Source organism: Pantoea sp. X-Soil-ISGK-421 (assembly GCF_059730785.1).
The window spans coordinates 2,757,797-2,781,406 of sequence record NZ_AP035979.1; the positions used below are offsets into that span (position 1 = coordinate 2,757,797).

Annotated in this window: 19 protein-coding genes; 4 read left to right on the forward strand and 15 right to left on the reverse strand. The window is 54.4% G+C overall.

Features of this window, described 5'->3' with window-relative positions; genetic code table 11:
* The first annotated feature begins 381 nt into the window (after positions 1-381).
* The 3 genes from nrdA to yfaE are packed head-to-tail and all read left to right on the forward strand — an operon-like array spanning position 382 to position 4,114.
* On the forward strand, positions 382-2,667 hold the full coding sequence (nrdA, locus tag AC6I8K_RS12805) for a class 1a ribonucleoside-diphosphate reductase subunit alpha (protein WP_064739317.1): 2,286 nt from the start codon (positions 382-384) through the stop codon (positions 2,665-2,667).
* A 53-nt stretch (positions 2,668-2,720) separates the two neighbouring features.
* The gene (gene nrdB, locus AC6I8K_RS12810; protein ID WP_483817788.1) at positions 2,721-3,851 is read left to right on the forward strand and encodes a class Ia ribonucleoside-diphosphate reductase subunit beta; all 1,131 of its coding nucleotides are present in this window, start codon (positions 2,721-2,723) and stop codon (positions 3,849-3,851) included.
* Between the two features lie 2 nt (positions 3,852-3,853).
* Positions 3,854-4,114, forward strand: coding sequence for a class I ribonucleotide reductase maintenance protein YfaE (yfaE, locus tag AC6I8K_RS12815; protein ID WP_064739319.1), 261 nt, complete (start codon positions 3,854-3,856; stop codon positions 4,112-4,114).
* A 37-nt stretch (positions 4,115-4,151) separates the two neighbouring features.
* Here the strand turns inward: yfaE and AC6I8K_RS12820 are convergent, their stop codons facing one another.
* Positions 4,152-5,348: a nicotinamide mononucleotide deamidase-related protein YfaY gene (locus AC6I8K_RS12820; RefSeq protein ID WP_064739320.1), complete on the reverse strand. Its 1,197-nt coding sequence runs from the start codon at positions 5,346-5,348 to the stop codon at positions 4,152-4,154.
* Between the two features lie 144 nt (positions 5,349-5,492).
* Entirely contained in the window at positions 5,493-5,801 is a 309-nt protein-coding gene (gene elaB / locus AC6I8K_RS12825; protein ID WP_007889349.1) for a stress response protein ElaB, read from the reverse strand.
* A 306-nt stretch (positions 5,802-6,107) separates the two neighbouring features.
* Between elaB and AC6I8K_RS12830 the strand changes: the two genes are divergently transcribed.
* The gene (locus tag AC6I8K_RS12830; protein ID WP_064739321.1) at positions 6,108-7,766 is read left to right on the forward strand and encodes a glucan biosynthesis protein D; all 1,659 of its coding nucleotides are present in this window, start codon (positions 6,108-6,110) and stop codon (positions 7,764-7,766) included.
* 28 nt (positions 7,767-7,794) lie between these two features.
* Here AC6I8K_RS12830 and AC6I8K_RS12835 read toward each other — a convergent pair whose 3' ends face one another.
* From AC6I8K_RS12835 to nuoC, 13 genes are all read right to left on the reverse strand, one after another.
* A complete protein-coding gene (locus tag AC6I8K_RS12835) occupies positions 7,795-8,247 on the reverse strand; it encodes a GNAT family N-acetyltransferase (protein ID WP_483817790.1) in 453 nt (150 codons plus the stop codon).
* Positions 8,248-8,360: 113 nt separating this feature from the next.
* Positions 8,361-9,707 (reverse strand): HdeD family acid-resistance protein, encoded by a 1,347-nt coding sequence (locus AC6I8K_RS12840; RefSeq protein WP_483817791.1) that lies wholly within the window; start codon positions 9,705-9,707, stop codon positions 8,361-8,363.
* Between the two features lie 119 nt (positions 9,708-9,826).
* Complete coding sequence (gene nuoN, locus AC6I8K_RS12845; protein ID WP_064739324.1) at positions 9,827-11,284, reverse strand: NADH-quinone oxidoreductase subunit NuoN; 1,458 nt, start codon at positions 11,282-11,284, stop codon at positions 9,827-9,829.
* A 6-nt stretch (positions 11,285-11,290) separates the two neighbouring features.
* Complete coding sequence (nuoM, locus tag AC6I8K_RS12850) at positions 11,291-12,811, reverse strand: NADH-quinone oxidoreductase subunit M (RefSeq protein WP_176971191.1); 1,521 nt, start codon at positions 12,809-12,811, stop codon at positions 11,291-11,293.
* Between the two features lie 84 nt (positions 12,812-12,895).
* Positions 12,896-14,731, reverse strand: coding sequence for an NADH-quinone oxidoreductase subunit L (gene nuoL / locus AC6I8K_RS12855; protein WP_064739326.1), 1,836 nt, complete (start codon positions 14,729-14,731; stop codon positions 12,896-12,898).
* A complete protein-coding gene (gene nuoK, locus AC6I8K_RS12860; protein ID WP_007889334.1) occupies positions 14,728-15,030 on the reverse strand; it encodes an NADH-quinone oxidoreductase subunit NuoK in 303 nt (100 codons plus the stop codon). Before nuoK ends, nuoL begins: the two co-directional genes overlap by 4 nt.
* On the reverse strand, positions 15,027-15,578 hold the full coding sequence (gene nuoJ, locus AC6I8K_RS12865) for an NADH-quinone oxidoreductase subunit J (protein WP_064739327.1): 552 nt from the start codon (positions 15,576-15,578) through the stop codon (positions 15,027-15,029). Before nuoJ ends, nuoK begins: the two co-directional genes overlap by 4 nt.
* A gap of 10 nt (positions 15,579-15,588) precedes the next feature.
* Entirely contained in the window at positions 15,589-16,131 is a 543-nt protein-coding gene (nuoI, locus tag AC6I8K_RS12870) for an NADH-quinone oxidoreductase subunit NuoI (protein ID WP_007889332.1), read from the reverse strand.
* An 11-nt stretch (positions 16,132-16,142) separates the two neighbouring features.
* The gene (nuoH, locus tag AC6I8K_RS12875; RefSeq protein WP_008105140.1) at positions 16,143-17,120 is read right to left on the reverse strand and encodes an NADH-quinone oxidoreductase subunit NuoH; all 978 of its coding nucleotides are present in this window, start codon (positions 17,118-17,120) and stop codon (positions 16,143-16,145) included.
* On the reverse strand, positions 17,117-19,840 hold the full coding sequence (gene nuoG / locus AC6I8K_RS12880) for an NADH-quinone oxidoreductase subunit NuoG (RefSeq protein ID WP_483817792.1): 2,724 nt from the start codon (positions 19,838-19,840) through the stop codon (positions 17,117-17,119). Before nuoG ends, nuoH begins: the two co-directional genes overlap by 4 nt.
* 102 nt (positions 19,841-19,942) lie before the next feature.
* The gene (nuoF, locus tag AC6I8K_RS12885) at positions 19,943-21,283 is read right to left on the reverse strand and encodes an NADH-quinone oxidoreductase subunit NuoF (protein WP_196762349.1); all 1,341 of its coding nucleotides are present in this window, start codon (positions 21,281-21,283) and stop codon (positions 19,943-19,945) included.
* A gap of 2 nt (positions 21,284-21,285) precedes the next feature.
* Positions 21,286-21,801: an NADH-quinone oxidoreductase subunit NuoE gene (gene nuoE, locus AC6I8K_RS12890; RefSeq protein WP_064739330.1), complete on the reverse strand. Its 516-nt coding sequence runs from the start codon at positions 21,799-21,801 to the stop codon at positions 21,286-21,288.
* Between the two features lie 2 nt (positions 21,802-21,803).
* Positions 21,804-23,603 carry an NADH-quinone oxidoreductase subunit C/D gene (gene nuoC, locus AC6I8K_RS12895; protein ID WP_007889320.1) on the reverse strand — a complete coding sequence of 600 codons (1,800 nt, stop codon included), beginning with the start codon at positions 23,601-23,603 and terminating at the stop codon, positions 21,804-21,806.
* Between the last annotated feature and the right edge of the window lie 7 nt (positions 23,604-23,610).

Sequence of the window (23,610 nt, forward strand, 5' to 3'; positions counted from 1 at the left end):
TAGATAAGTTCGCTGCTGGCGGCCTTGTCGGGGCTTTTTTCACCTAAGAAAATTCCTGAAGCGCGTTGGTTGAGCAAGAAACACGCGCCCGATCATAAAGTGAAAAAAAAGTGCTTAGCGGTTGACACCAAGTGCAGGCCTTGCGGCATGCGGATCCAGGATTTTAGCCAGCCGGTAAGGACGATTTTTCAGTGAAAATCAACTCTTGTTAAGAAGAGATTGCTGACTAGAATACTCACCATATTGTTGTTCAAACTTCCCGCACCCCCTATATATAGTGTTTATCCACAGGCTTACTCACAACGAGCGGCTTGTGCATAGACCTTGTGCATAGATGGGGGATAAATACGTCATTCATGCATGGACAGGTAAAAACGCGACATGAACCAAAGTCTGCTCGTTACTAAACGCGATGGCCGCCAGGAGCGCATTGATCTCGACAAAATTCACCGTGTACTGGATTGGGCAGCCGAAGGGCTGAACAACGTTTCAGTTTCACAGGTTGAACTGCGCTCACACATTCAGTTTTACGATGGCATCAGAACCTCTGATATTCATGAGACCATCATCAAGGCTGCCGCAGACCTGATCTCTCGTGATGCGCCGGATTATCAATACCTGGCCGCGCGTCTGGCTATTTTCCACCTGCGTAAAAAAGCGTATGGCCAGTTTGAGCCGCCGAAGCTGTACGATCAGGTTGTGAAAATGGTTGAGATGGGCAAATACGACCGTCACCTGCTGGAAGATTACAGCACTGAAGAGTTCGAGCAGATGGACGAGTTCATCGACCATTGGCGCGACATGAATTTCTCTTACGCCGCCGTGAAGCAGCTGGAAGGGAAATATCTGGTGCAGAACCGCGTGAGCGGTGAGATCTACGAAAGCGCCCAGTTCCTCTATATTCTGGTGGCGGCTTGCCTGTTCTCTGGCTACCCGCGCGAAACCCGTATGGACTACGTGAAGCGCTTCTACGATGCGATCTCAACCTTCAAGATCTCACTGCCAACGCCAATCATGTCCGGCGTGCGTACCCCAACGCGTCAGTTCAGCTCTTGCGTATTGATCGAGTGTGGCGACAGCCTCGACTCCATCAATGCTACCTCCAGCGCCATTGTGAAATACGTTTCTCAGCGCGCCGGTATCGGCATCAACGCTGGCCGCATTCGTGCGCTGGGTAGCCCAATCCGCGGTGGCGAAGCGTTCCACACCGGCTGTATTCCGTTCTACAAACATTTCCAGACCGCGGTGAAGTCCTGCTCGCAGGGCGGCGTGCGTGGCGGTGCAGCGACGCTGTTTTACCCAATGTGGCATCTGGAAGTAGAAAGCCTGCTGGTGCTGAAAAATAACCGTGGTGTTGAAGGCAACCGCGTGCGTCACATGGATTACGGCGTACAGATCAACAAGCTGATGTACACGCGCTTGTTAAAAGGTGAAGACATCACCCTGTTCAGCCCGTCTGACGTGCCTGGCCTGTACGATGCGTTCTTCGCCGATCAGGACGAGTTCGAGCGTCTGTACACCAAATACGAGAAAGACGACAGCATTCGCAAGCAGCGCGTGAAAGCGGTTGAGCTGTTCTCACTGATGATGCAGGAACGTGCATCAACTGGCCGTATTTACATCCAGAACGTCGATCACTGCAACACCCATAGCCCGTTCGATCCAAGCATCGCACCGGTTCGCCAGTCGAACCTGTGCCTTGAGATTGCACTGCCGACCAAACCGCTGAATGACGTCAATGACGAAAGCGGCGAAATCGCCCTGTGTACGCTGTCGGCCTTCAACCTGGGCGCGATTAACAGCCTCGACGATTTGGACGAACTGGCGACCCTCGCAGTGCGTGCACTTGATGCGCTGCTGGATTACCAGGATTATCCAATCCCGGCAGCACAACGTGGCGCCATGGGCCGCCGTACGCTGGGTATTGGCGTAATCAACTACGCCTACTACCTGGCGAAAAATGGTGTGCGCTACTCCGATGGCAGCGCAAACAACCTGACGCACAAAACCTTCGAAGCCATTCAGTTCTATCTGCTGAAAGCCTCGAATGAATTGGCGAAAGAGCAAGGTGCGTGCCCGTGGTTCAAAGAGACCACTTACTCGCAGGGCATTCTGCCGATCGATACCTACAAAAAAGATCTCGACGCGGTGTGCAACGAGCCGCTGCATCTGGATTGGGAAGGTCTGCGTGAGTCCATCACTACGCACGGTCTGCGCAACTCCACGCTCTCTGCGCTGATGCCGTCTGAAACCTCTTCGCAGATTTCGAACGCCACCAACGGTATTGAGCCGCCGCGCGGACATATCAGCATCAAAGCATCAAAAGACGGCATTCTGCGTCAAGTGGTGCCAGAGTATGAGCGTCTGAAAGATCAGTACGAACTGCTGTGGGAAATGCCATCTAACGACGGTTATCTGCAGCTGGTTGGCGTGATGCAAAAGTTCATCGATCAGGCGATTTCGTCGAACACCAACTACGATCCGAGCCGCTTTGCCAATGGCAAAGTGCCGATGAAACAGTTGCTGAAAGACCTGCTGACCGCTTACAAGTTCGGCGTAAAAACCCTGTACTATCAAAACACCCGCGACGGTGCGGAAGATGTACAGGACGATCTGGCGCCTTCCATTCAGGATGATGGCTGCGAAAGCGGCGCATGTAAGATCTAATCTCATCTTGTCAGGGCCGGCAGTGGTCGGCCCTCTTCACATTTGGACTCAAAATGGCTTACACCACATTCTCGCAGAACAAAAATGACCAGCTGAAAGAGCCGATGTTCTTTGGCCAGTCCGTCAACGTTGCCCGTTTCGATCAGCAGAAATATGACATCTTTGAAAAGCTGATTGAGAAGCAGCTCTCCTTCTTCTGGCGTCCGGAAGAAGTCGACGTCTCGCGCGATCGTATTGATTACCAGGCGCTGCCGGAGCATGAAAAGCACATCTTCATCAGCAACCTGAAGTATCAAACGTTGCTGGACTCGATTCAGGGCCGTAGCCCGAACGTGGCGCTGCTGCCGCTGATTTCCATCCCTGAGCTGGAAACCTGGATTGAAACCTGGGCGTTCTCTGAGACCATTCACTCGCGCTCTTACACGCACATCATCCGTAACATCGTGAACGATCCGGCGGTGGTGTTTGACGATATCGTCACCAACGAGCAGATTCTGGCGCGTGCGGAAGATATCTCGAAGTACTACGATGACCTGATCGAGATGACCAGCTACTGGCATCTGCTGGGCGAAGGCACGCATCAGGTGAACGGTAAAACGGTCACCGTTAGCCTGCGCGATCTGAAAAAGCAGCTCTATATCTGCCTGATGAGCGTCAATGCGCTGGAAGCGATTCGTTTCTACGTCAGCTTCGCCTGTTCATTTGCCTTCGCCGAACGCGAACTGATGGAAGGTAACGCCAAAATCATCAAGCTGATTGCCCGTGATGAAGCGCTGCATCTTACCGGCACTCAGCACATGCTGAACCTGCTGCGCACCGGTGAAGACGATCCGGAGATGAAAGCCATTGCCGCAGAGTGCCGCGATGAATGCTACGATCTGTTCAAGAAAGCTGCCGAGCAGGAAAAAGAGTGGGCAGAATATCTGTTCAGCGGCGGCTCAATGATTGGTCTGAACAAAGACATTCTGTGCCAGTACATCGAGTACATCACCAATATCCGTATGCAGGCGGTGGGTCTTGACCTGCCGTTCCAGACGCGTTCGAACCCAATTCCATGGATCAACTCGTGGCTGGTGTCGGACAACGTGCAGGTTGCACCACAGGAAGTTGAAGTGAGCTCGTATCTGGTCGGTCAGATTGATTCTGAAGTGGGCGAAGACGATTTCGACGGCTTCCAGCTGTAAGCATGAGTCGCTCTGTTATTATTCTGCGCAGCTCCGGCTCCCGACTGGAATGCGCAGAAGATCACCCCAATCTGCTGGCGACGCTGGAAGCCAATAATCTGTGCGTGGAGTTTCAGTGTCGCGAAGGCTACTGCGGCTCTTGCCGCATGCGTTTGCTGAAAGGCGAAGTGGCTTATGCGGAAACACCGTTGGCGTTTGTGCAGCAAGGTGAAATTTTGCCGTGCTGCTGTCGCGCCAAAGGGGAGATTGAGATCGAGCTGTGATTGAGCAGGTCGCCATGACTGGCGACCTTACAGCGCGTTAGTTTTTGACTGTTTCGATAATATCTATCCAGCCGTGTCCGGTGCTGACTTCGCTGCCGTGCAGCCAGCGACGCAGCATGTTCATTGCCATCATCGCCACGACTTTCTGCCGCGTTTCCACATTATGTCGACCATGCGTGAACTTCACGCGCTGGCCCCAACTGGCTTCCGGCGTATGTAGCGCAATCGACACTTCTCCTTCCACTAAATTTCCCACCGACAATGCCAGCGCTGCGCCCTGCTGTTTCGCCCAGTCACGCGTGCGGGCAACCTGTGCTTCCAGTTCTTCAGACTGCGGCGGCAGAATCTCCGCCTTGCTGAGCGCCACATCCGCTGCTGCCAGCTGCCAGTTAAGCAATCCGGCGGTAAACTGCTCGCTCAGTGCCAAACGTAAACCACGATCCTGCAACTCGCGCGCCAGCAGCGCAGGTAAACCTTCAGTGCCTTCAAAGATGGTGCATTCAGCCAGTAACAGTTTTACCTGCTGCCACACTTGCTCCATCGCCACGCGCTGGCGCGCGGGTCCAGTGAGCTTGATTTCAATGATCGGCATCGATGAGCGATAGCCCATCACCACCCCTTCGGGCAGCGGTAACGGCTCCAGCTCGGCGGCAATATCACTTTCTCCGCGACCAAAAGTGGTGAGACGCAAACACAATGGCGGTTCCGGCAGTTCAAAGCGAGCTTTGAGGCGCGGAATGATCTCCTGCTCCACCATTACTTTGAATTCCGACGGTACGCCCGGCGTGAAGAAAATCCAACAGCGATTGAGCTGCATAGCGAAGCCGCACGCGGTGCCGACAGGATTATCCAGCATCTCAGCAATGGCGGGGATTTCTGCCTGCTTGCGATTGCTCGGTGCCATGACGCGTCCACGACTGGCGAACCAGGCTTCCATTTTTTCCAGCCAGGCGTGCTGGATAACCAGTTCGCAGCCGCTGGCATTCGCAGCGGCCTGCGCGCTGAGATCGTCGCTGGTTGGTCCTAAACCACCATTTACAATTAGCACGTCAGCAATCTGGCTGCGGCTCTGCAGCGCCTCCACCAGCGAGGTCATTGCGTCGCCCACGGTGCTACGGCTGGTCATCGGTAAACCGTGCTGGAACAGCACATCGGCAAGCCAGGCGGCATTAGTATCAACAATCTGCCCATGTAACACTTCATCGCCCGTTGAGAGCATTTCTACACGTATCACGTTGCGTTCTCCTTTTCCCTGTCGCTTTACTGTAGGAAGCGCGCAGGCGAAACACAATCGCGGATGATGCGAAACAGGAATTAGCGGGGAATTAACGGTAGGAAAACAAGAATCGGGCGCGAAGCAAGTCGCGCCCGTTGGAACTTAACGTCGTGCCAGCAGTAAACCTACAAACAGGCCAGCGGCGGCACCGATGCCAATCCCCTGCCACGGTTTTTCATGCACATAATCATCGGCGCGATAGGCCGCATTTTTGGCACGATAGTAATAACTGTCTGACGCCTGGCTAACGCGAGATTTCACGTCTTCCAGCGCTTGTTCAGCTTTGAGTTTCAGTTCGATGTATTTCTGATCGGCCGGATCGCCTGACGCGCGTAATACTTCTTCCAGCGTTTCGGTCAGCAGCGCCAGGTCGTCATCAAGGCGTGTTTCAAATTGGTCTGAAGATGACACTATGTAGTTCCTCCATGTTCCTAACTCGTTGTGATTTAACTATAGTCATAAATTCCAATTTTGCTGGGCGGCGAGCGCCAGGATTTAACCGAGTTTGGATCATCTCATTGCAAAGTTATGTCATCAGCGGCGTGGCGGCGCGAAATCTGCTTCGCTTATTTGATTAATCTGATAAATTTTCCACAGACTGAATTTTTCAATTTCGCGACTGTCGTAACCCCCTGTAGCCTGACGCTCAGCGTCACATGTGTGAAGTACGCACGACAGTCACAATACACCCGAGCAGCTAAGGATTAGATTTCCGGCATGAATCGTAGAAAATTTATGAAAGCGTCCATGGCCCTCTCCGCGGTTAGCGGCATGACGGGTCTCTCCACGCTGTTTGCACAATCCGCCTGGGCCGATGATGGCATCGCCGACGGTACCGCGGTACGCTTCGATTTCGATTCATTGAAAAAGAAAGCGTCCGCCCTGGCAAAACAGCCCTGGGGCGGCGCACCCGGCCCCTTGCCCGACACCCTGGCCAATCTCACGCCTCAGGCCTATAACGAAATTCAGTACGACGCCAATCACTCGCTGTGGAACAACATCGCCGATCGCGAGCTGGATGTGCAGTTCTTCCACGTCGGTATGGGCTTTAAGCGCCGCATCCGCATGTTCTCGGTCGATGCCGCTAGCCGTGAAGCGCGCGAAATCCACTTCCGTCCTGAACTGTTCAACTACCACAACGCCAACGTTGATACCAAGCAGCTGGTCGGTAAAACCGATCTCGGCTTTGCCGGGTTCCGTGCGTTCAAGAAGCCGGAACTGGCGCGTCGCGATATCGTCTCCTTCCTCGGTGCCAGCTATTTCCGTGCGGTCGATGAGACCTTCCAGTACGGCCTCTCCGCACGTGGCGTGGCGGTAAATACTTTCAGTAACGGCAAAGAAGAGTTTCCGGACTTCACCGCGTTCTGGTTCGAAACGCCAAAAGCCGATGACACCACTTTTGTGGTGTATGCCCTGTTAGATGGTGCGAGCATCACCGGAGCTTACAAGTTCACCATCCACTGCGAAGAAAAACGCGTAGTGATGGAAGTAGAAAACCACCTGTTTGCACGAAACGAAATCCGCCAGCTTGGCATCGCGCCTATGACCAGTATGTTCAGCTGTGGCACCAATGAGCGTCGCATGTGCAACACCTATCATCCGCAAATTCACGACTCCGATCGTCTGGCGATGTGGACCGGTGAAGGTGAATGGATTGCGCGTCCGCTGAACAACCCGCAGCGCTTGCAGTTCAACGCCTATCAGGACGAAAACCCGCGTGGTTTTGGCCTGTTGCAGTTGGACCATGATTTTAAGAATTACCAGGATGTGATTGGCTGGTACGACAAACGTCCTAGCCTGTGGGTGGAACCGATTGGGAAATGGGGCAAAGGCGCCATTAACGTCATGGAGATTCCAACCACCGGTGAAACGCTGGATAACGTGGTGTGCTTCTGGCAGCCGTCTGAACCGGTGAAAGCCGGCAGCGAGTTCAACTTCCAATACAAACTCTACTGGAGCCAGTTACCGCCAGTGCGCAGTGGTTTGGCGCGTGTTGATGCCACGCGCACCGGTATTGGTGGCTTCCCTGAAGGTTGGGCGCCAGGCGAGCATTTCCCGGATACATGGTGCCGTCGCTTTGCCATTGATTTTGTTGGTGGCGATCTGAAAGCGGCAGCACCGAAAGGTATTGAACCGGTCATTACCGTTTCTGAAGGTACCTTCAAGCAGGTTGAGATTCTCTACGTCGAGCCGCTGAACGGTTACCGTATCCTGTTTGACTGGTACCCGAACAGTGACTCGACCAAGCCGGTTGATATGCGCCTGTTCTTGCGGACCAAAGATGAGACGCTGAGTGAAACCTGGCTCTATCAGTACTTCCCGCCGCCGCCGGATCAGCGTAAATACGTTGATGACCGGCAGATGACGCCGGGCTAATGATAACGGCGAGGAGCGATCCTCGCCGTTATGCTTTCTGCATGCCGATGTGGGGAATATCATCTTCCATATACACGTCGGTCACCGCTTTAAAGCCTAGTCGTCCATAGAAACCTTCCAGATGCGCCTGCGCAGAGAGATAGATCGCGCGCTGCGGCCAATAATTCTCACAGCTCTCCAGCGCCTTCTCCATCAAACGGTATCCCAGTTTCAAACCCCGCGCTTCTTCAGAGACGATGACACGACCAATCAATACCGGCGCGGAATCTAACGCAGGGGTTAGCACGCGCGCATAGGCCAGCAGCTTACCATCGAGAAATCCGAGAATGTGGCGGTTATCGGCGGCTAAATCCTGACCATCGATGTCCTGATACGGACAGTTTTGTTCCACGATGAAAACATGATTACGCAACGCCAGCAGAGTATACAGCTGCTGTGCCGTCAGTTCGCTGTGGTGGCAATCAAGCCAAAGCATTTCCATGGTGCTTCCTTGTCTGAGCGAAAAAAGTGAATTCCGCCAGCGTATCACAGCGACTTTACTAAACGCAGTGCCATGCAAGTCTGCACCCCCTGAACGTGACGCGCTTTACACTCTTATTTCACAATACTGCGCGATGGGGCGCGCTTTTGCTGCCACAGCTCATGGCGCAATCGCAGACTTTGCCACAAGCGCAGCGGCCAAAGCTGACTCGATTGGGGTTCAATCACCCGCTTTAACAGCCAGACATAATCCAGCGCTAACCCTGGCGTCCACGTCATCTCTTCCGCCCTGCCGCGAATCACGCCAAGCAACCAAAAGTTGGGATCGATGAACAAGCGCAGGCCGGCAAAAGGCTGCTGTGCCAAAATCCCCTCTATCGCCACATCCAGCGCCTGGATCATGGTAGATGAGCAGTTGCGTGCCGTGAGGTTGTAGGTGCTGTCAGTGCGATAGCTGTGCCAGTAATTTTCCAGCGCTACCCGATTGTAGCGAGCAAATGTGATCTGCTTATCAGGCGCGCACCAATCTGCCACTTCCTCGGCCAGCGACGGCAAAAAACGCCCGGCAACATCGTTATTCTCACCCGAACGCAGAATGGCGCGGAAATTACCGGAATCACGGTCAATGTTATCCAGCGGATAATGGCTGATGTAAATATCACTCCCGACCTCCAGCGCCGCGTGTCCGGTCGATACCACACCATTGTTATCAACCGCAGCGATGTAGCGATTGATCAAGGGATAGCGTTCGCGCACCACGCAGGCGCCGACCGGCGTCCAGATATATACCGTCATCGGAATTGCGGCCAAATCCTGCGGAAACGGTGGATGCGCATAGTGACTGCTGTGCCAGCGACGTAATCCTGCCGCCTTGAACAGTGGCAGCGCAGTTACCGAACTGTCATCAGTTAACAGACGTGCCTGACGTGCCATGAGAAGCAGATTACTGCCGATGCTCAGCAGCAATAAGGCGAAACAGAGCGGTACCGCAATATGATGATGAAATGGCCAGTTGCTGATGATCAACATACTCAGAGCGAGCTCCACAATGCCGGTGAAGCAGTGCTTGCGCCAGCGTACGCCGCGTAACACCCAAGCCGCCGAGATGCGAAACAGGCCATCAAACAGGAACATCAAACCAAATAACACCGCCGAGACATCGTTATTGTCAGCGGGGATGTTAAATATCAGGAAGGCGATGAAGAGAAAACCCAGCGCTTTCATCAGAGTTAACCAGTCAATACGCAGCTCTTTACTGATGGCGAAGAACAGTTGCACCACGCCTTCCACCACAAACAGGATGGCGAGCATATCCAGCGGTACCGACAACACGCCGTCGCTGCCAATATCATAAAGTATTGATGCCGAGAGAAGGATCAGCGCCAAACCGCCGAGCGCGAGCCAATACCAGCGGCGGCGCAGCACCTGAGCGCCGGTAAGCAGGAAGATCAGTTTGATCATGTCGCCTCTGCGGGGGAATAAACACTGCTTAAAAATTAGCAACGTCCGCAGAGATTGTCAGATTTCAGGCAAAAAAAATCAGGCCCGAAGGCCTGATTCAGTGAGGACATGATTTTAACTTACATCAGCGGCTGAGCCATCTGCACCAGTGTAATCAGCGGCTGCGGATAAACACCGAGCAGCAGCACCAGAATTGCAGAGATCAGCACCACAACACCGCCCGCCGTAAACGCCCAATTGGCTTGCGTATCGCGGTTGTGCAGTTCCGGCGGGCTAAGATACAGACTCACCGTCACGCGCAGATAGTAGTAAAGACCAATCGCACTACCCGCTACCACCGCGCCACTCAACCACCACAGATGTGCGTTCACACTCGAGGCAATAACGTAGAACTTACCGATGAAACCGAGCGTCATGGGGATACCCGCCAGTGACAACATCATCACCGTCATTACCGCAGACAGAATCGGACGATGCCAGAACAAACCGCGATAGGAATACAGGGTATCGGCATCCGGACCGCGATATGGGCTCGACATCAGACTCACCACGCCGAACGCGCCAAGGCTGCTGAACAGGTAACCGGCCAGATAAACGCCTGCGGTTTCCAATGACAGCTGATGGGTTTTCACCGCAATCAACGCCACGAGCAAATAACCAAGGTGCGCGATAGACGAGTAACCGAGCAGACGCTTGATGTTGCTCTGGGAAATCGCCATCAGGTTACCGAACAGAATCGACGCGAAGGCAATGACACCCAGCACGGTACGAACGGCTTCGCTGTCAGTGACAGGCGCGTACATGAAGAGGCGCATAATCACGCCAAAGATGGCGATCTTGCTGGCGGTGGCCAGGAAGGTTGAAACCGGCGCAGGTGCACCCTGGTAAACGTCTGGCGTCCACAGGTGAAAAGGTACCAGCGACAGTTTAAAGCCCAGACCGATAATCATCATGCCCAGACCCAGCAGCAACAGCGGCTCCTGAATCATGCTGTCACTCAGGCTTTTGCCTAACTGCACAAAGCTCAGGCTACCCGAGTCTGCATAAATCAGCGCGATACCGAACAGCAGGAATGATGACGCTGCAGCCGACAGAATGGTGTATTTCAGTGATGCTTCCAGCGAACGTTTCTGGCGGAAGGCATAACCAATCAAACCAAACAGCGGCAGTGACAGCAGTTCGATACCGATGAACAGCGCCGCCAGATGGTTGGCGCTCGCCAGCACGATCCCACCGAGTGCCGCAATCAGCACCAGCAGATAAAACTCATCTTTGTTGTCCGGGAAACCGGCCAGCCACGGATAAGCGAAGGTGCAGGTGGCTAAACTCGCCAACACCACCAGCGCGGTGTAGAACATCGAATAGCCATCAACGCGCAGCAGCGGCGTGACATCCATCGCCCCCGCCTGGCCGACAAACCACAGAGAGAACAGCGCAATGTTAAGTCCGATCACGGTCAGCGTGGCATTAACAAAGTGATTGCGTCGCCACGCAATGGACAGCATCACCACCACCACCGTCAATCCGACGATCAACAGCGGCAGTAACGCGATCAGATGTTGAGGAGTTATTGTCATGGCGAATTACGGCCTTGTAGTTGAAATTGAAGCGGTAAACCACTGCTGAATATTGCTCATCGCAGCATGGGATGTGTCGAGGATCGGTTGAGGATAAATCCCCAACAGCACCAGCAACACCACCAATACGCCGATAGTCAGGAACTCACGCGGTGACATGCCTGGCAGCGGATCTTTCGACTTTGCTTCGCCGAAGTAAGCGCGCTGCATCATGATCAGGGAGTAAACCGAAGCAAACACCAGACCAAAGGTCGCAATAACGATAATCACCGGCACCACCTGGAAGCTGCCGGTCAGAATCATGAATTCGCCAACAAAGTTACCGGTGCCTGGCATACCGAGGTTCGCAACCGCAAAGAACAGCGACAGACCCGGAATCCATTTGATCCGTGACCACAAACCGCCCATCTGGCGAAGGTCACGCGTATGCAGACGCTCATACAACTGGCCACATAAGATGAACAGAGCCGCCGCAGAAAGGCCGTGTGCAATCATCTGAATCACCGCGCCCTGGAATGCAAGTTGGCTACCGGTGTAGATGGCGATCAGCACAAAGCCCATGTGCGACACTGAGGTGTAAGCAATCAGACGCTTGATATCGGTTTGCGAGAATGCCATCCACGCACCGTAGAAGATGCCGAGGATACCCAACCACATGGCAATCGGTGCGAACTCTGCCGATGCATTCGGGAACAGCGGCAGGCTAAAGCGCAGCAGACCATAGGCCGCCGTTTTCAACAAGATACCGGCGAGGTCAACCGAACCCGCAGTAGGTGCCTGACTGTGTGCGTCGGGCAACCAACCATGTAATGGCACCACCGGCATTTTAACCGCAAAGGCGATAAAGAAGCCGAGCATCAGCAAATATTCAACGGTGTGCGACATCGGCGTTTTCAGCAGTTCTTCGTAGCTGAACGTCCAAACGCCGGTGGCGTTGTAATGGACAAACACCAGCGCCAGAATCGACACCAACATGATCAGACCAGATGCCTGGGTGTAGATAAAGAACTTGGTCGCCGCACTGATACGTGTTTTACCGTCGGAGGCTTTGTGGCCCCACAGTGCGATGAGGAAGTACATCGGCACCAACATCATTTCCCAGAAGAAGAAGAACAGGAACATATCGATGGAGAGGAACACGCCAATCACACCACCGAGAATCCACATCAGGTTGAGGTGGAAGAAGCCCTGATACTTCTCAATTTCGTTCCAGGAACACAGAACCGCCATCAGGCCGAGCAGACCGGTCAACACCACCATCAGCAGCGACAGACCATCAATTGCCAGATGGAAGTTGATACCAAAACGCGGAATCCACGGTACTGAGAACGTCGATTGCCATTGCGGAATGCCCGCAGCCTGCGTCAGTGAATAGCCTCCCTGCAACCACAGTTGCAGGCCAAGCGCCAGCGTCAGGCCCATGGTGATCATGGCAATCCAGCGCGGTACCTTTGCGCCGAGGCGCTCTGCCAGCCAGCAGAGTAAGCCCCCAACGAAGGGGATAATTATTAGCCAAGGTAATAACACGGCAAACTTCCCTTTTTATTGCCTTACTTCAGGCAATTTTTGACATTCTAATTGGGCGAGCGAACCCGCCCCGCTCATCAATCTTTAAATCACCAGCAGCAGCGCCAGCACCACAACCGCGCCAACACTCATCGAAGCCACGTACCAGCGCAGATAGCCGTTTTCGCTCACCACCAAACCTTTGTTACCAATGCGCGACAGCAGCGCAGGCAAGTTCATCAGTGAGTTAAGCGGATCGCGCTTCAGTAACCAGGCAATGCCGAGATAAGGTTTTACAAACACCTTGTCATACAGCCAGTCGAAGCCCCAAGCCGCGAACCACCATGTACCGAAGAAACGACCCGGCGCGCTGTTGGCAATGCTGGTCACCAGCTGACGCTTACCCAGCCACAGCGCTGCAGCAATCAGGATACCGACAATAGCAACCACGCCTGAGGTGATTTCCAGCATCACTTTGCCGCCTTCACCAAACTCGTTCTGTGGCAATACGCCCGCCAGAGGAGGCGTAATCAGCGCACCAATAAAGGTGGAAAGCACCATCAGAACAATCAGCGGCAGGTGATGCGTAATGCCTTTACCGGCATGAGCATGAATTTTCTCTTCACCGTGGAACACGATAAAGATCATGCGGAAGGTGTAGATCGAGGTAAGGAATGCACCTACCAGACCCGCCACCATCAGATTGATGTGACCATTCGCCAGCGCACCAAACAGGATTTCATCTTTACTGTAGAAACCTGCGGTGATCAGCGGTAATGCTGCCAGCGCGGCGCCACCCACCAGGAAACAGACATAAACCAGCGGGATACTCTTACGTAGTCCGCCCATTTTGAAGATGTTCTGCTCATGATGGCAGGCCAGAATTACCGAGCCTGAAGAGAGGAACAGCAAGGCTTTGAAGAATGCATGCGTCATCAGGTGGAAAATCGCCGCGTCCCATGCCTGCACGCCGAGTGCGAGGAACATGTAGCCGATCTGGCTCATGGTTGAGTAAGCCAGCACGCGCTTGATGTCGGTTTGCACCAGCGCAGCAAAGCCTGCCAGCACCAAGGTAACCGCACCAATGATACCGACCAGATGCAGCACTTCCGGCGTTAACAGGAACAGACCGTGCGTGCGTGCAATCAGGTAAACACCGGCGGTCACCATGGTCGCGGCGTGAATCAGTGCCGAAACCGGTGTTGGACCCGCCATCGCATCCGCCAGCCAGGTTTGTAACGGCAGCTGAGCAGATTTACCGACCGCACCACCCAACAGCATCAGGGTTGCCCACTGCAGCATATGGTTGTCAGCGGCAAAGTGCGCAGGCGCCAGTTCAACCAGTTCGCGGAAGTTCAGCGTGCCCAGTTCGTTGTAAAGGATGAACAAGGCGAACGCGAGGAACACGTCACCAACGCGGGTGATGATGAAAGCTTTCATCGCCGCTTTGCCGTTATCTGGATTGCTGTAGTAGAAGCCGATCAGCAGATAAGAGCACAGGCCCACGCCTTCCCAGCCGAGATACATCAGCATCAGGTTATCGGCCAGCACCAACACCACCATGCTCGCGATGAACAGGTTGGTATAAGCGAAGAAGCGTGAATACCCTTCTTCACCACGCATGTACCATGAAGCGAACATGTGGATGAAGAAACCGACACCGGTCACCACTGACAGCATGGTCAGTGAAAGACCGTCCAGCACCAGATTCACTTTGATATCAAAATTGCCGACGTGAATCCAGGTCCACAGCGCTTGCGTGAACGGCTGCTGGCCTTGGTTGAAGAAGTCGAAACCGGCGTAGATCGTTGTTAATGCAGCCAGACCTACCGAGCCCATGCCGACCGCTGCCGACAGGTTCTCCGACCAGCGGCCGCGTGAAAACGCTAATAGCAGGAAGCCAATCAGCGGAAATAATACGGTTAAATAGAGAAGATTCATCCGCGCATCTCGCTCACTGTGTCAATGTTCAGCGTCTGACGACGACGATAGAGCTGGAGCAACAGCGCCAGACCGATACTCGCTTCCGCCGCCGCAAGGCTGATCGCCAGAATGTACATCACCTGGCCGTCAGCTTGTCCCCAATAGCTGCCCGCTACCACCAGCGCTAAAGCAGAGGCATTGATCATGATTTCCAGACCAATCAGCATAAACAGAATGTTACGACGCAGCACCACGGAGGTCAGGCCGAGAACAAACAGCACAGCGGCCAGCATCAGGCCGTGTTGTAACGGGATCATGCGTGATCCTCCTTATTCGCTTGCGCATCAGCTTGACGATTGCTCAGCACTTCGCCGTGACGATCTTCACGTCCAATATGGAAGGCCACTACCAGACCAGCGAGCAGCAGCATCGATGCCAGCTCAACCGCCAGAACATAAGGACCAAATAAGCTGATACCGACCGCCTTGGCATCAATGACGGTGCCATCAATGCCCTGATCTTGCGCGGTGCTGATGGCGTAAATCATGATTGCCAGCAGCAGTAAAGAAACGATGCCCGGACCAATCCACAGCGATGGCTTCAGCCACTCGCGTTCTTGATCCTGCTGGGTTTTACCCAGGTTCAGCATCATCACCACGAAAACGAACAGCACCATGATGGCGCCAGCGTAGACGATGATTTCCAGTGCGCCAGCAAAATAGGCGCCCATTGAGAAGAACACGCCTGCAATCGACAGTAGCGAAACAATCAGGTACAGCAGCGCATGTACCGGATTGGTGTGCGTGATGACGCGCAGAGTCGTCAACACTGCCACCAGTCCGCAAAGATAAAACGCAAATTCCATACCTGGCTCCTTAAGGTAACAACCCTTTGACGTCGATCGGCTTGGCTTCGTTTTCCGCTTCGCCCTTCTCTTTTCCGTCGATCGCCATACCAGCCATACGATAGAAGTTGTACTCCGGATATTTACCCGGACCGGAAATCAGCAGGTCTTCTTTCTCATACACCAGATCCTGACGCTTAAACTCACCCAGTTCGAAATCGGGAGTAAGCTGAATCGCGGTCGTTGGGCAAGCCTCTTCACACAGGCCGCAGAAGATGCAGCGTGAGAAGTTGATGCGGAAAAACTCCGGATACCAGCGTCCATCTTGCGTCTCGGCTTTCTGCAGTGAGATACAGCCAACCGGACATGCGACTGCACACAAGTTACAGGCCACACAACGTTCCGCGCCGTCCGGATCGCGCGTCAGCACGATACGGCCACGGTAACGCGGCGGCAGATAAACCGGCTCTTCCGGATACATTTGGGTTTCGCGCTTGGCGAAGGCATGCATGCCTATCATCCAGATACTGCGCACTGTCGTGCCGAAGCCAACGACAATATCTTTTAAAGTCATCTCAATGTCCCTTACTGCGCGGTGTACAGAATCACTGCGGCGGTCGCCAGCAGGTTCAACAGCGTCAACGGCAGACACACTTTCCAGCCGAACGACAGCACCTGGTCATAGCGTGGACGCGGCAGCGCAGCACGAATCAGGATAAACATCACCATAAAGAACGCTGTTTTCAGAGCGAACCAGATGAATGGCGGCAGGAATGGACCGTGCCAGCCACCGAAGAACAGCGTAACGATCAGCGCTGACACGGTGGTGATCGCCACGTATTCACCGACGAAGAACAGGCCGAATTTCATACCGGCATATTCGATGTGATAACCGTCCGCCAGTTCCTGTTCTGCTTCTGGTTGGTCAAACGGGTGACGGTGACATACCGCAACACCTGCGATGCAGAAGGTGAGGAAGCCGAAGAACTGAGGAATGATGTTCCACAGATGCGCCTGGCTTTCGACGATGGCATTCATGTTGAACGAGCCGGCCTGCGCCACCACGCCCATCAGTGACAAACCAAGGAACACTTCGTAGCTCAGCGTCTGAGCCGACGCACGCATCGCACCCAACAGTGAGTATTTGTTGTTACTCGACCAGCCAGCGAACAGCACCGCATACACCGCAAGACCCGCCATCATCAGGAAGAACAGCAGACCAATGTTCAGGTCAGTAACCATCCACGTTGGCGAAACCGGTACAATGGCGAAGGCCAGCAACAGCGATACAAAGGCAATAACCGGTGCCAGCGTAAAGATGAAGCGGTCGGTAAACGGCGGAACCCAGTCCTCTTTAAAGAACATTTTGATCATGTCGGCAGCCAGCTGCAGCGAGCCGCCCCAACCAACACGGTTCGGTCCATAACGGTTCTGCCATAAGCCGAGCAGACGACGCTCGGCGAAGCTCATGAAAGCACCGCAACCCACAACCACCAATAAGATGACCAGTGCTTTGCCGATGTTGATCAGGATTTCAATAACGTCCGGTGTCAGCCAACTCATTGCGCGGCCTCCTGCAGTTTGTCAATTTGCGCACCTGAGAGGAACGGCGGCACGCCCGGCATGCCGAGCGGTAAACCCACCTGCCCTGCTTGCAGCGACGCAGAGAAACGTACCGGCAGGCGCAGTGTTTCGCCCGCACAGACCAGCTCAACAGAAGAACCGTTATTGACGCCCAGTTTCTCAGCATCTGCCGGGTTAATCACCAGCGTGGCCGGTGACATGCGTTTCTGGAAGGTGGTTGAACGCTGAGTCATCTCCTCGCTACCAAACAGTTGATAGTAAGGTGCGACGCGCCACTGGCTGCCCTCAACAAAGCTTTCCGGGATGGCGGTAAACCATGGCAGTGAGCGATCGCTGGCTTCAAACAGACGCACGCCTGGATCACCATGACGCAGTTTGCCGCCCACTTCAGCCTGGAACTTGTTCCATGCCTGCGGTGAGTTCCAGCCTGGCGCCCAGGCAAATGGGATCTGTGAACGCGGTGCGCTTGGTTGGTTGTTACCTTCCATGGAGAAGGCAAACATGGTGTCTTTATCTTGCGGCTGACGCGGTTCATGCACGCTGATGTTGGCACGCATCGCGGTACGGCCACTGTTTCGGTGCGGTGAACGCGCCAGTTTTTGTCCACGAATACGGAAGCTCGCGTCTGGCGCGGCATCTTTAATGCCTTTCAACTGTGGCAGCGCCGCAACGGTGGCATCAATCACATGATCGAGCTGCGTCCAGTCGATGTGACGGCTTTCAACCGCGCTGTGCAGCGAACGCAGCCAGCGCCAGCTCTCCAGCATCACCACGCTGTCGTCGTAGTAAGACGGATCGTAAACCTGGAAGAAGCGCTGCGCGCGGCCTTCGTGGTTAATCGAGGTGCCATCACTCTCCGCGAAACTGGCGGTGGAGAGAACCAAACCGGCTTTTTCCAGCGTTGCGGTACGTTGATGATCGACCACAATCACGTTGGCGGTAGTATCCAATGCCGCATCCACGTTGGCTTTTGGCGCATGACGATAGAGATCGTTTTCCAGCACCACCAGCGCATCGGCTTCGCCTTTGCTCAGCTGTTCCAACGCGCTATCCAGCGATTGACCGCCCATCAGGCCGAGGCCAAAGCTGTTCGCCGCACCCGCGAGGAAGGTAATACCCACATCGGCACCGCGCGCTTTCAGGGCTTTCGCCACGTTGGCTGCCGCTTCAATCATCGCGATGCTACCGGAATGGGTACCGGAGATAATCAGCGGTTTTTTCGCCCCCGCCAACGCCTGAACGACCACATCAACCTTGCCGTTCAGTTTGCTGTCGAAGCCGCTTACTGCCGGCGCGCTTTCATCCAGTGCATTAGCAATGGCGAAGCCGAGACGCGCCTGATCTTCCACCGGTGCGCGATAGCTCCACGCAGCAATATCATCGAGTCGGGTTTCATCCACGTTCGTCACGAACAGCGGGTGCTTGGCATGCTGACCGATGTTGAGGATGGCCGCGATCTGCCAGTCAGCCACTTTCTGCGCTGCGGCCATCTCGCGTGCTTTGCCTTTGACTGCCTGACGCACAGACAGCGCCACGCGCGCGCCAACCTGAGTCAAATCTTCACCCAGTACCAGCACCGCATCATAGCTTTCAATTTCGCGCAGTGATGGCGTGTAAATGCCGCCGTCCTGCAAGACTTTCAGCATCAACTCCACGCGGGCCTGTTCACTTGCTGGCATACCGGTGGAGAAGTTTGCAGCGCCGACCAGTTCACGCAACGCGAAGTTGCTTTCAATACTGGCACGCGGAGAACCGATACCGATCACTTTTTTCGCCCGACGCAGCACATCCGCCGCCGCATTCACCGCTTGTTCAGCATTCAGGCTGACCCAATCATTGCCGCGTTGCTGGACTGGATGGCGTGGACGATCTTTGCGGTTAACGTAGCCGTAACCAAAACGACCGCGATCGCACAGGAAATAGTGGTTCACGCTGCCGTTATAACGGTTTTCGATACGACGCAATTCGCCGTAGCGCTCGCCTGGGCTGGTGTTGCAACCCACGCTGCACTGCTGACAGATGCTTGGCGCAAACTGCATATCCCATTTACGGTTATAACGTTCGGAGTGCGTTTTATCGGTAAATACGCCGGTCGGACAGATTTCCACCAGGTTACCGGAGAATTCGCTTTCCAGCGTGCCATCTTCCGGACGACCAAAGTAGACGTTGTCGTGAGCGCCATAGACGCCGAGATCTTTGCCATCGGCATAATCTTTGTAGTAACGCACGCAGCGATAACAGGCGATACAACGGTTCATTTCATGAGAAATGAACGGGCCGAGATCCTGGTTCTGGTGGGTACGCTTAGTGAAGCGATAACGACGGAAACTGTGTCCGGTCATTACCGTCATGTCTTGCAGGTGGCAGTTGCCGCCCTCTTCACACACTGGGCAATCGTGCGGGTGGTTGGTCATCAGCCATTCCACCACGCTTTCACGAAACTCTTTCGCTTCGCCATCGTCGATGGAAATAAAGGTGCCGTCTGACGCTGGTGTCATGCAGGACATGACAAGGCGACCGCGGGTATCTTCGGCATTCTGGAATTGCTTCACCGCGCACTGGCGGCAGGCCCCTACGCTTCCCAGCGCCGGATGCCAGCAAAAATAAGGAATATCAAGGCCCAGAGAGAGACACGCCTGTAACAGGTTGTCCGCTCCGTTCACATCATATTCTTTACCGTCTACATGGATTGTAGCCATAGTGAACATGCTTCCGTAAGGCTCGCCCTAAGACGAGCGTTAAACATCTAATTCTTTCTTCACGCTAATACGCGCGAGGCGAGTTCCGTGTACGGCGGCTGATTACCAGCGCGCTTTCAGCAGGTTCGGCTGAATACCACCGATGGCTCGGGTATTACCAAACACCTGCGGCGCAATGCCGGCTTCAAACTCTTCACGGAAATATTTAATCGCGCTCTGCAATGGCTCGACGGCACCCGGTGCGTGGGCACAGAAGGTTTTGCCTGGTCCAAGCTGGCGGCAGAGTTGCTGCAGGGTTTCGATATCACCCGGCTGACCTTTCTTCTGCTCCAGCGCACGCAGGATCTTCACGCTCCATGGCAATCCATCACGGCACGGCGTACACCAGCCGCAGGATTCGCGCGCAAAGAACTCTTCCAGGTTACGCACCAGCGAAACCATATTGATTTCGTGATCGACCGCCATCGCCAGCGCGGTACCTAAACGGCTGCCGGCTTTGCCGATGCTGGCAAATTCCATTGGCAGATCGAGATGCTGATCGGTGAGGAAGTCGGTTCCTGCGCCGCCTGGCTGCCAGGCTTTGAACTTCAAACCATCGCGCATGCCACCGGCATAATCCTCGAGGATTTCACGAGCCGTGGTACCGAAAGGCAGTTCCCAGACGCCGGGATTTTTCACGCGGCCGGAAAAACCCATCATCTTGGTGCCGGTGTCTTCGCTGGTAGAGATGTTTTTGTACCAATCAACGCCGTTAAGGAAAATAGCTGGCACGTTCGACAGCGTTTCCACGTTGTTGACGCAAGTTGGCTTGCCCCACACGCCGGCACTGGCCGGGAATGGCGGCTTAGAGCGCGGGTTAGCGCGGCGACCTTCCAGCGAGTTGATCAGTGCTGTCTCTTCGCCGCAGATATAACGACCTGCACCGGTGTGAACGATCAGTTCAAAATCAAAACCGGTGCCGAGAATATTTTTGCCGAGGTAGCCCGCTTCGGTGGCTTCAGCAATCGCGCGTCGCAGATTCACTGCCGCTTCGATGTACTCACCACGTAAGAAGATGTAGCCACGATAAGCTTTCAATGCGAACGCACTGATCAACATGCCTTCCACCAGTTGGTGCGGCAGTTGTTCCATCAGCAAGCGGTCTTTGTAGGTGCCCGGTTCCATCTCATCGGCGTTACACAGCAGGTAACGGATGTTCATGGATTCGTCTTTCGGCATCAGACTCCACTTCAGGCCGGTGTTAAAGCCCGCACCACCGCGACCTTTCAGACCAGAATCTTTTACCGCCGCGACGATTTCGTCCTGACTGAAGTCTTTCAGCGCTTTTTCTGCACCGACATAACCGTTTTTACTGCGATATTCATCGATCCAGATTGGCTGCTTGTCGTCACGGAGACGCCAGGTCAAGGGATGCGTTTCGGCAGAGCGAATGATCTGTTTAATGGTCATTGATACTGCTCCAGCAAGTTGCCGATGCCTTCTGGCGTCAGATGAACGTGAGTATCTTCATCCACCATCATGGTTGGCCCTTTATCGCAGTTACCGAGGCAGCAGGTTGGCAGCAACGTAAAGCGTCCATCCGCCGTGGTTTGGCCTGGCTTGATGTTCAGCTTCTGCTCCAGCGCAGCCTGAATGCCCTGATAACCGGTGATGTGACACACCACGCTGTCACAGTAGCGAATGACGTGACGGCCCACCGGCGTGCGATAGATTTGGCTATAGAAAGTAGCCACGCCCTCAACATCACTGGCTGGAATACCCAGAACGTCAGCGATAGCGTGAATTGCACCATCGGGCACCCAGCCACGCTGTTTTTGCACGATCTTCAACGCTTCGATCGAAGCGGCGCGTGCATCTTCATAATGGTGTTTTTCGTGCTCGATAGCGTGATGTTCAACCTCGCTCAGCACGAAGACCTCAGTTGGGTCGATAGTGTGAATAGCAATCTTTTGATCGTGCATAATTAGCGGTCCACGTCTGACATAACAAAATCGATACTACCGAGGTAAACGATCAAGTCGGATACCAGGCTGCCGCGGATCACCGATGGGATCTGCTGCAGGTGCGGGAAGCTCGGCGTACGCACGCGGGTGCGGTAGCTCATGGTGCTGCCATCGCTGGTCAGGTAGTAACTGTTAATCCCTTTGGTCGCCTCAATCATCTGGAAGGATTCGTTAGCCGGCATGACCGGACCCCACGAAACCTGCAGGAAGTGAGTGATCAGCGTTTCGATGTGCTGCAGCGTGCGCTCTTTCGGCGGCGGCGTGGTCAGCGGGTGATCGGCTTTGAACGGGCCTTCAGGCATGTTGTTCAGACACTGTTCCAGAATGCGCAGTGACTGCCACATCTCTTCCATTTTCAACTGAACGCGGGTGTACGCATCGCTGATGCCAGCGCCAACCGGGATTTCGAAATCAAAGTTCTCGTAACCTGAATACGGGCGCCATTTACGCACGTCAAAATCTAAACCGGTGGCACGCAGACCTGCGCCGGTGGTGCCCCACGCCAGCGCTTCATCCATATTGTACGCAGCAACGCCTTGCGAACGGCCCATCAACACGGTATTGCGCAGTGCGGCTTTGTCATACTCTTTAAGACGCTTCGGCATCCAGTCGAGGAAATCGCGCAACAGACGTTCCCAGCCTTTCGGCAGATCATGCGCTACGCCGCCGATGCGGAACCATGCCGGATGCATACGAAAACCGGTAATCGCTTCAACCACGTCATAGATTTTCTGACGATCGGTAAAGGCGAAGAACACCGGCGTCATCGCACCGACGTCCTGAATAAAGGTGGAGATGTAAAGCAGGTGACTATTGATGCGGAACAGCTCGGACAGCATCACGCGGATGACATTCACGCGATCCGGTACGGTAATGCCAGCCAGCTTTTCTACCGCCAGCACGTACGGCATTTCGTTCACGCAGCCGCCGAGATATTCGATGCGGTCGGTATACGGAATGTAACTGTGCCAGGATTGGCGCTCGCCCATCTTCTCAGCACCACGATGGTGATAGCCGACATCCGGCACGCAATCGACGATCTCTTCGCCATCTAGCTGCAGAATGATGCGGAAGGCACCGTGCGCAGACGGGTGATTTGGACCCAGGTTAAGGAACATGAAGTCTTCGTTGGTGGTGCTGCGCTTCATGCCCCAGTCTTCAGGTTTGAAGGTCAGCGCCTCCATCTCCAGATCTTCTTTCTGCTTGGTCAACTCAAAGGGATCGAACTCGGTGGCGCGTGCTGGGTAATCTTTACGCAGCGGATGACCTTCCCACGTCTGTGGCATCATGATGCGCGTCAGATGTGGGTGACCATTAAACGTGATACCAAACATCTCCCAAGTCTCGCGCTCATACCAGTTGGCGTTGGCGAAAATTTTGGTGATGGTTGGCACATTCAGATCGTTTTCAGACAATGCGACCTTGAGCATGATGTCGCGGTTGCGTTCAATCGAAAGCAGGTGATAGAAAACGGAAAAATCCGCAGCGGGCAAACCGGCGCGGTTAGTACGTAAGCGCTCATCAAAACCATGTAAGTCATAGAGCATGACATACGGTTTTGGCAGCTTGCGCAGGAATTCAACGATTTCTAAAAGTTGTTCACGCTTCACCCAGACGACCGGAATGCCGGTGCGGGTGGCCTGAACGGTAAAGGCATCTGGCCCAAAACGGTTACGCAGCTCGCCGACCACTGGGTCATCCAGATGATCGCGGGTTTGCCATGAAGGCTGTGCGAGATCTTGCGTGGTTAAATCAGTCATACGTTAC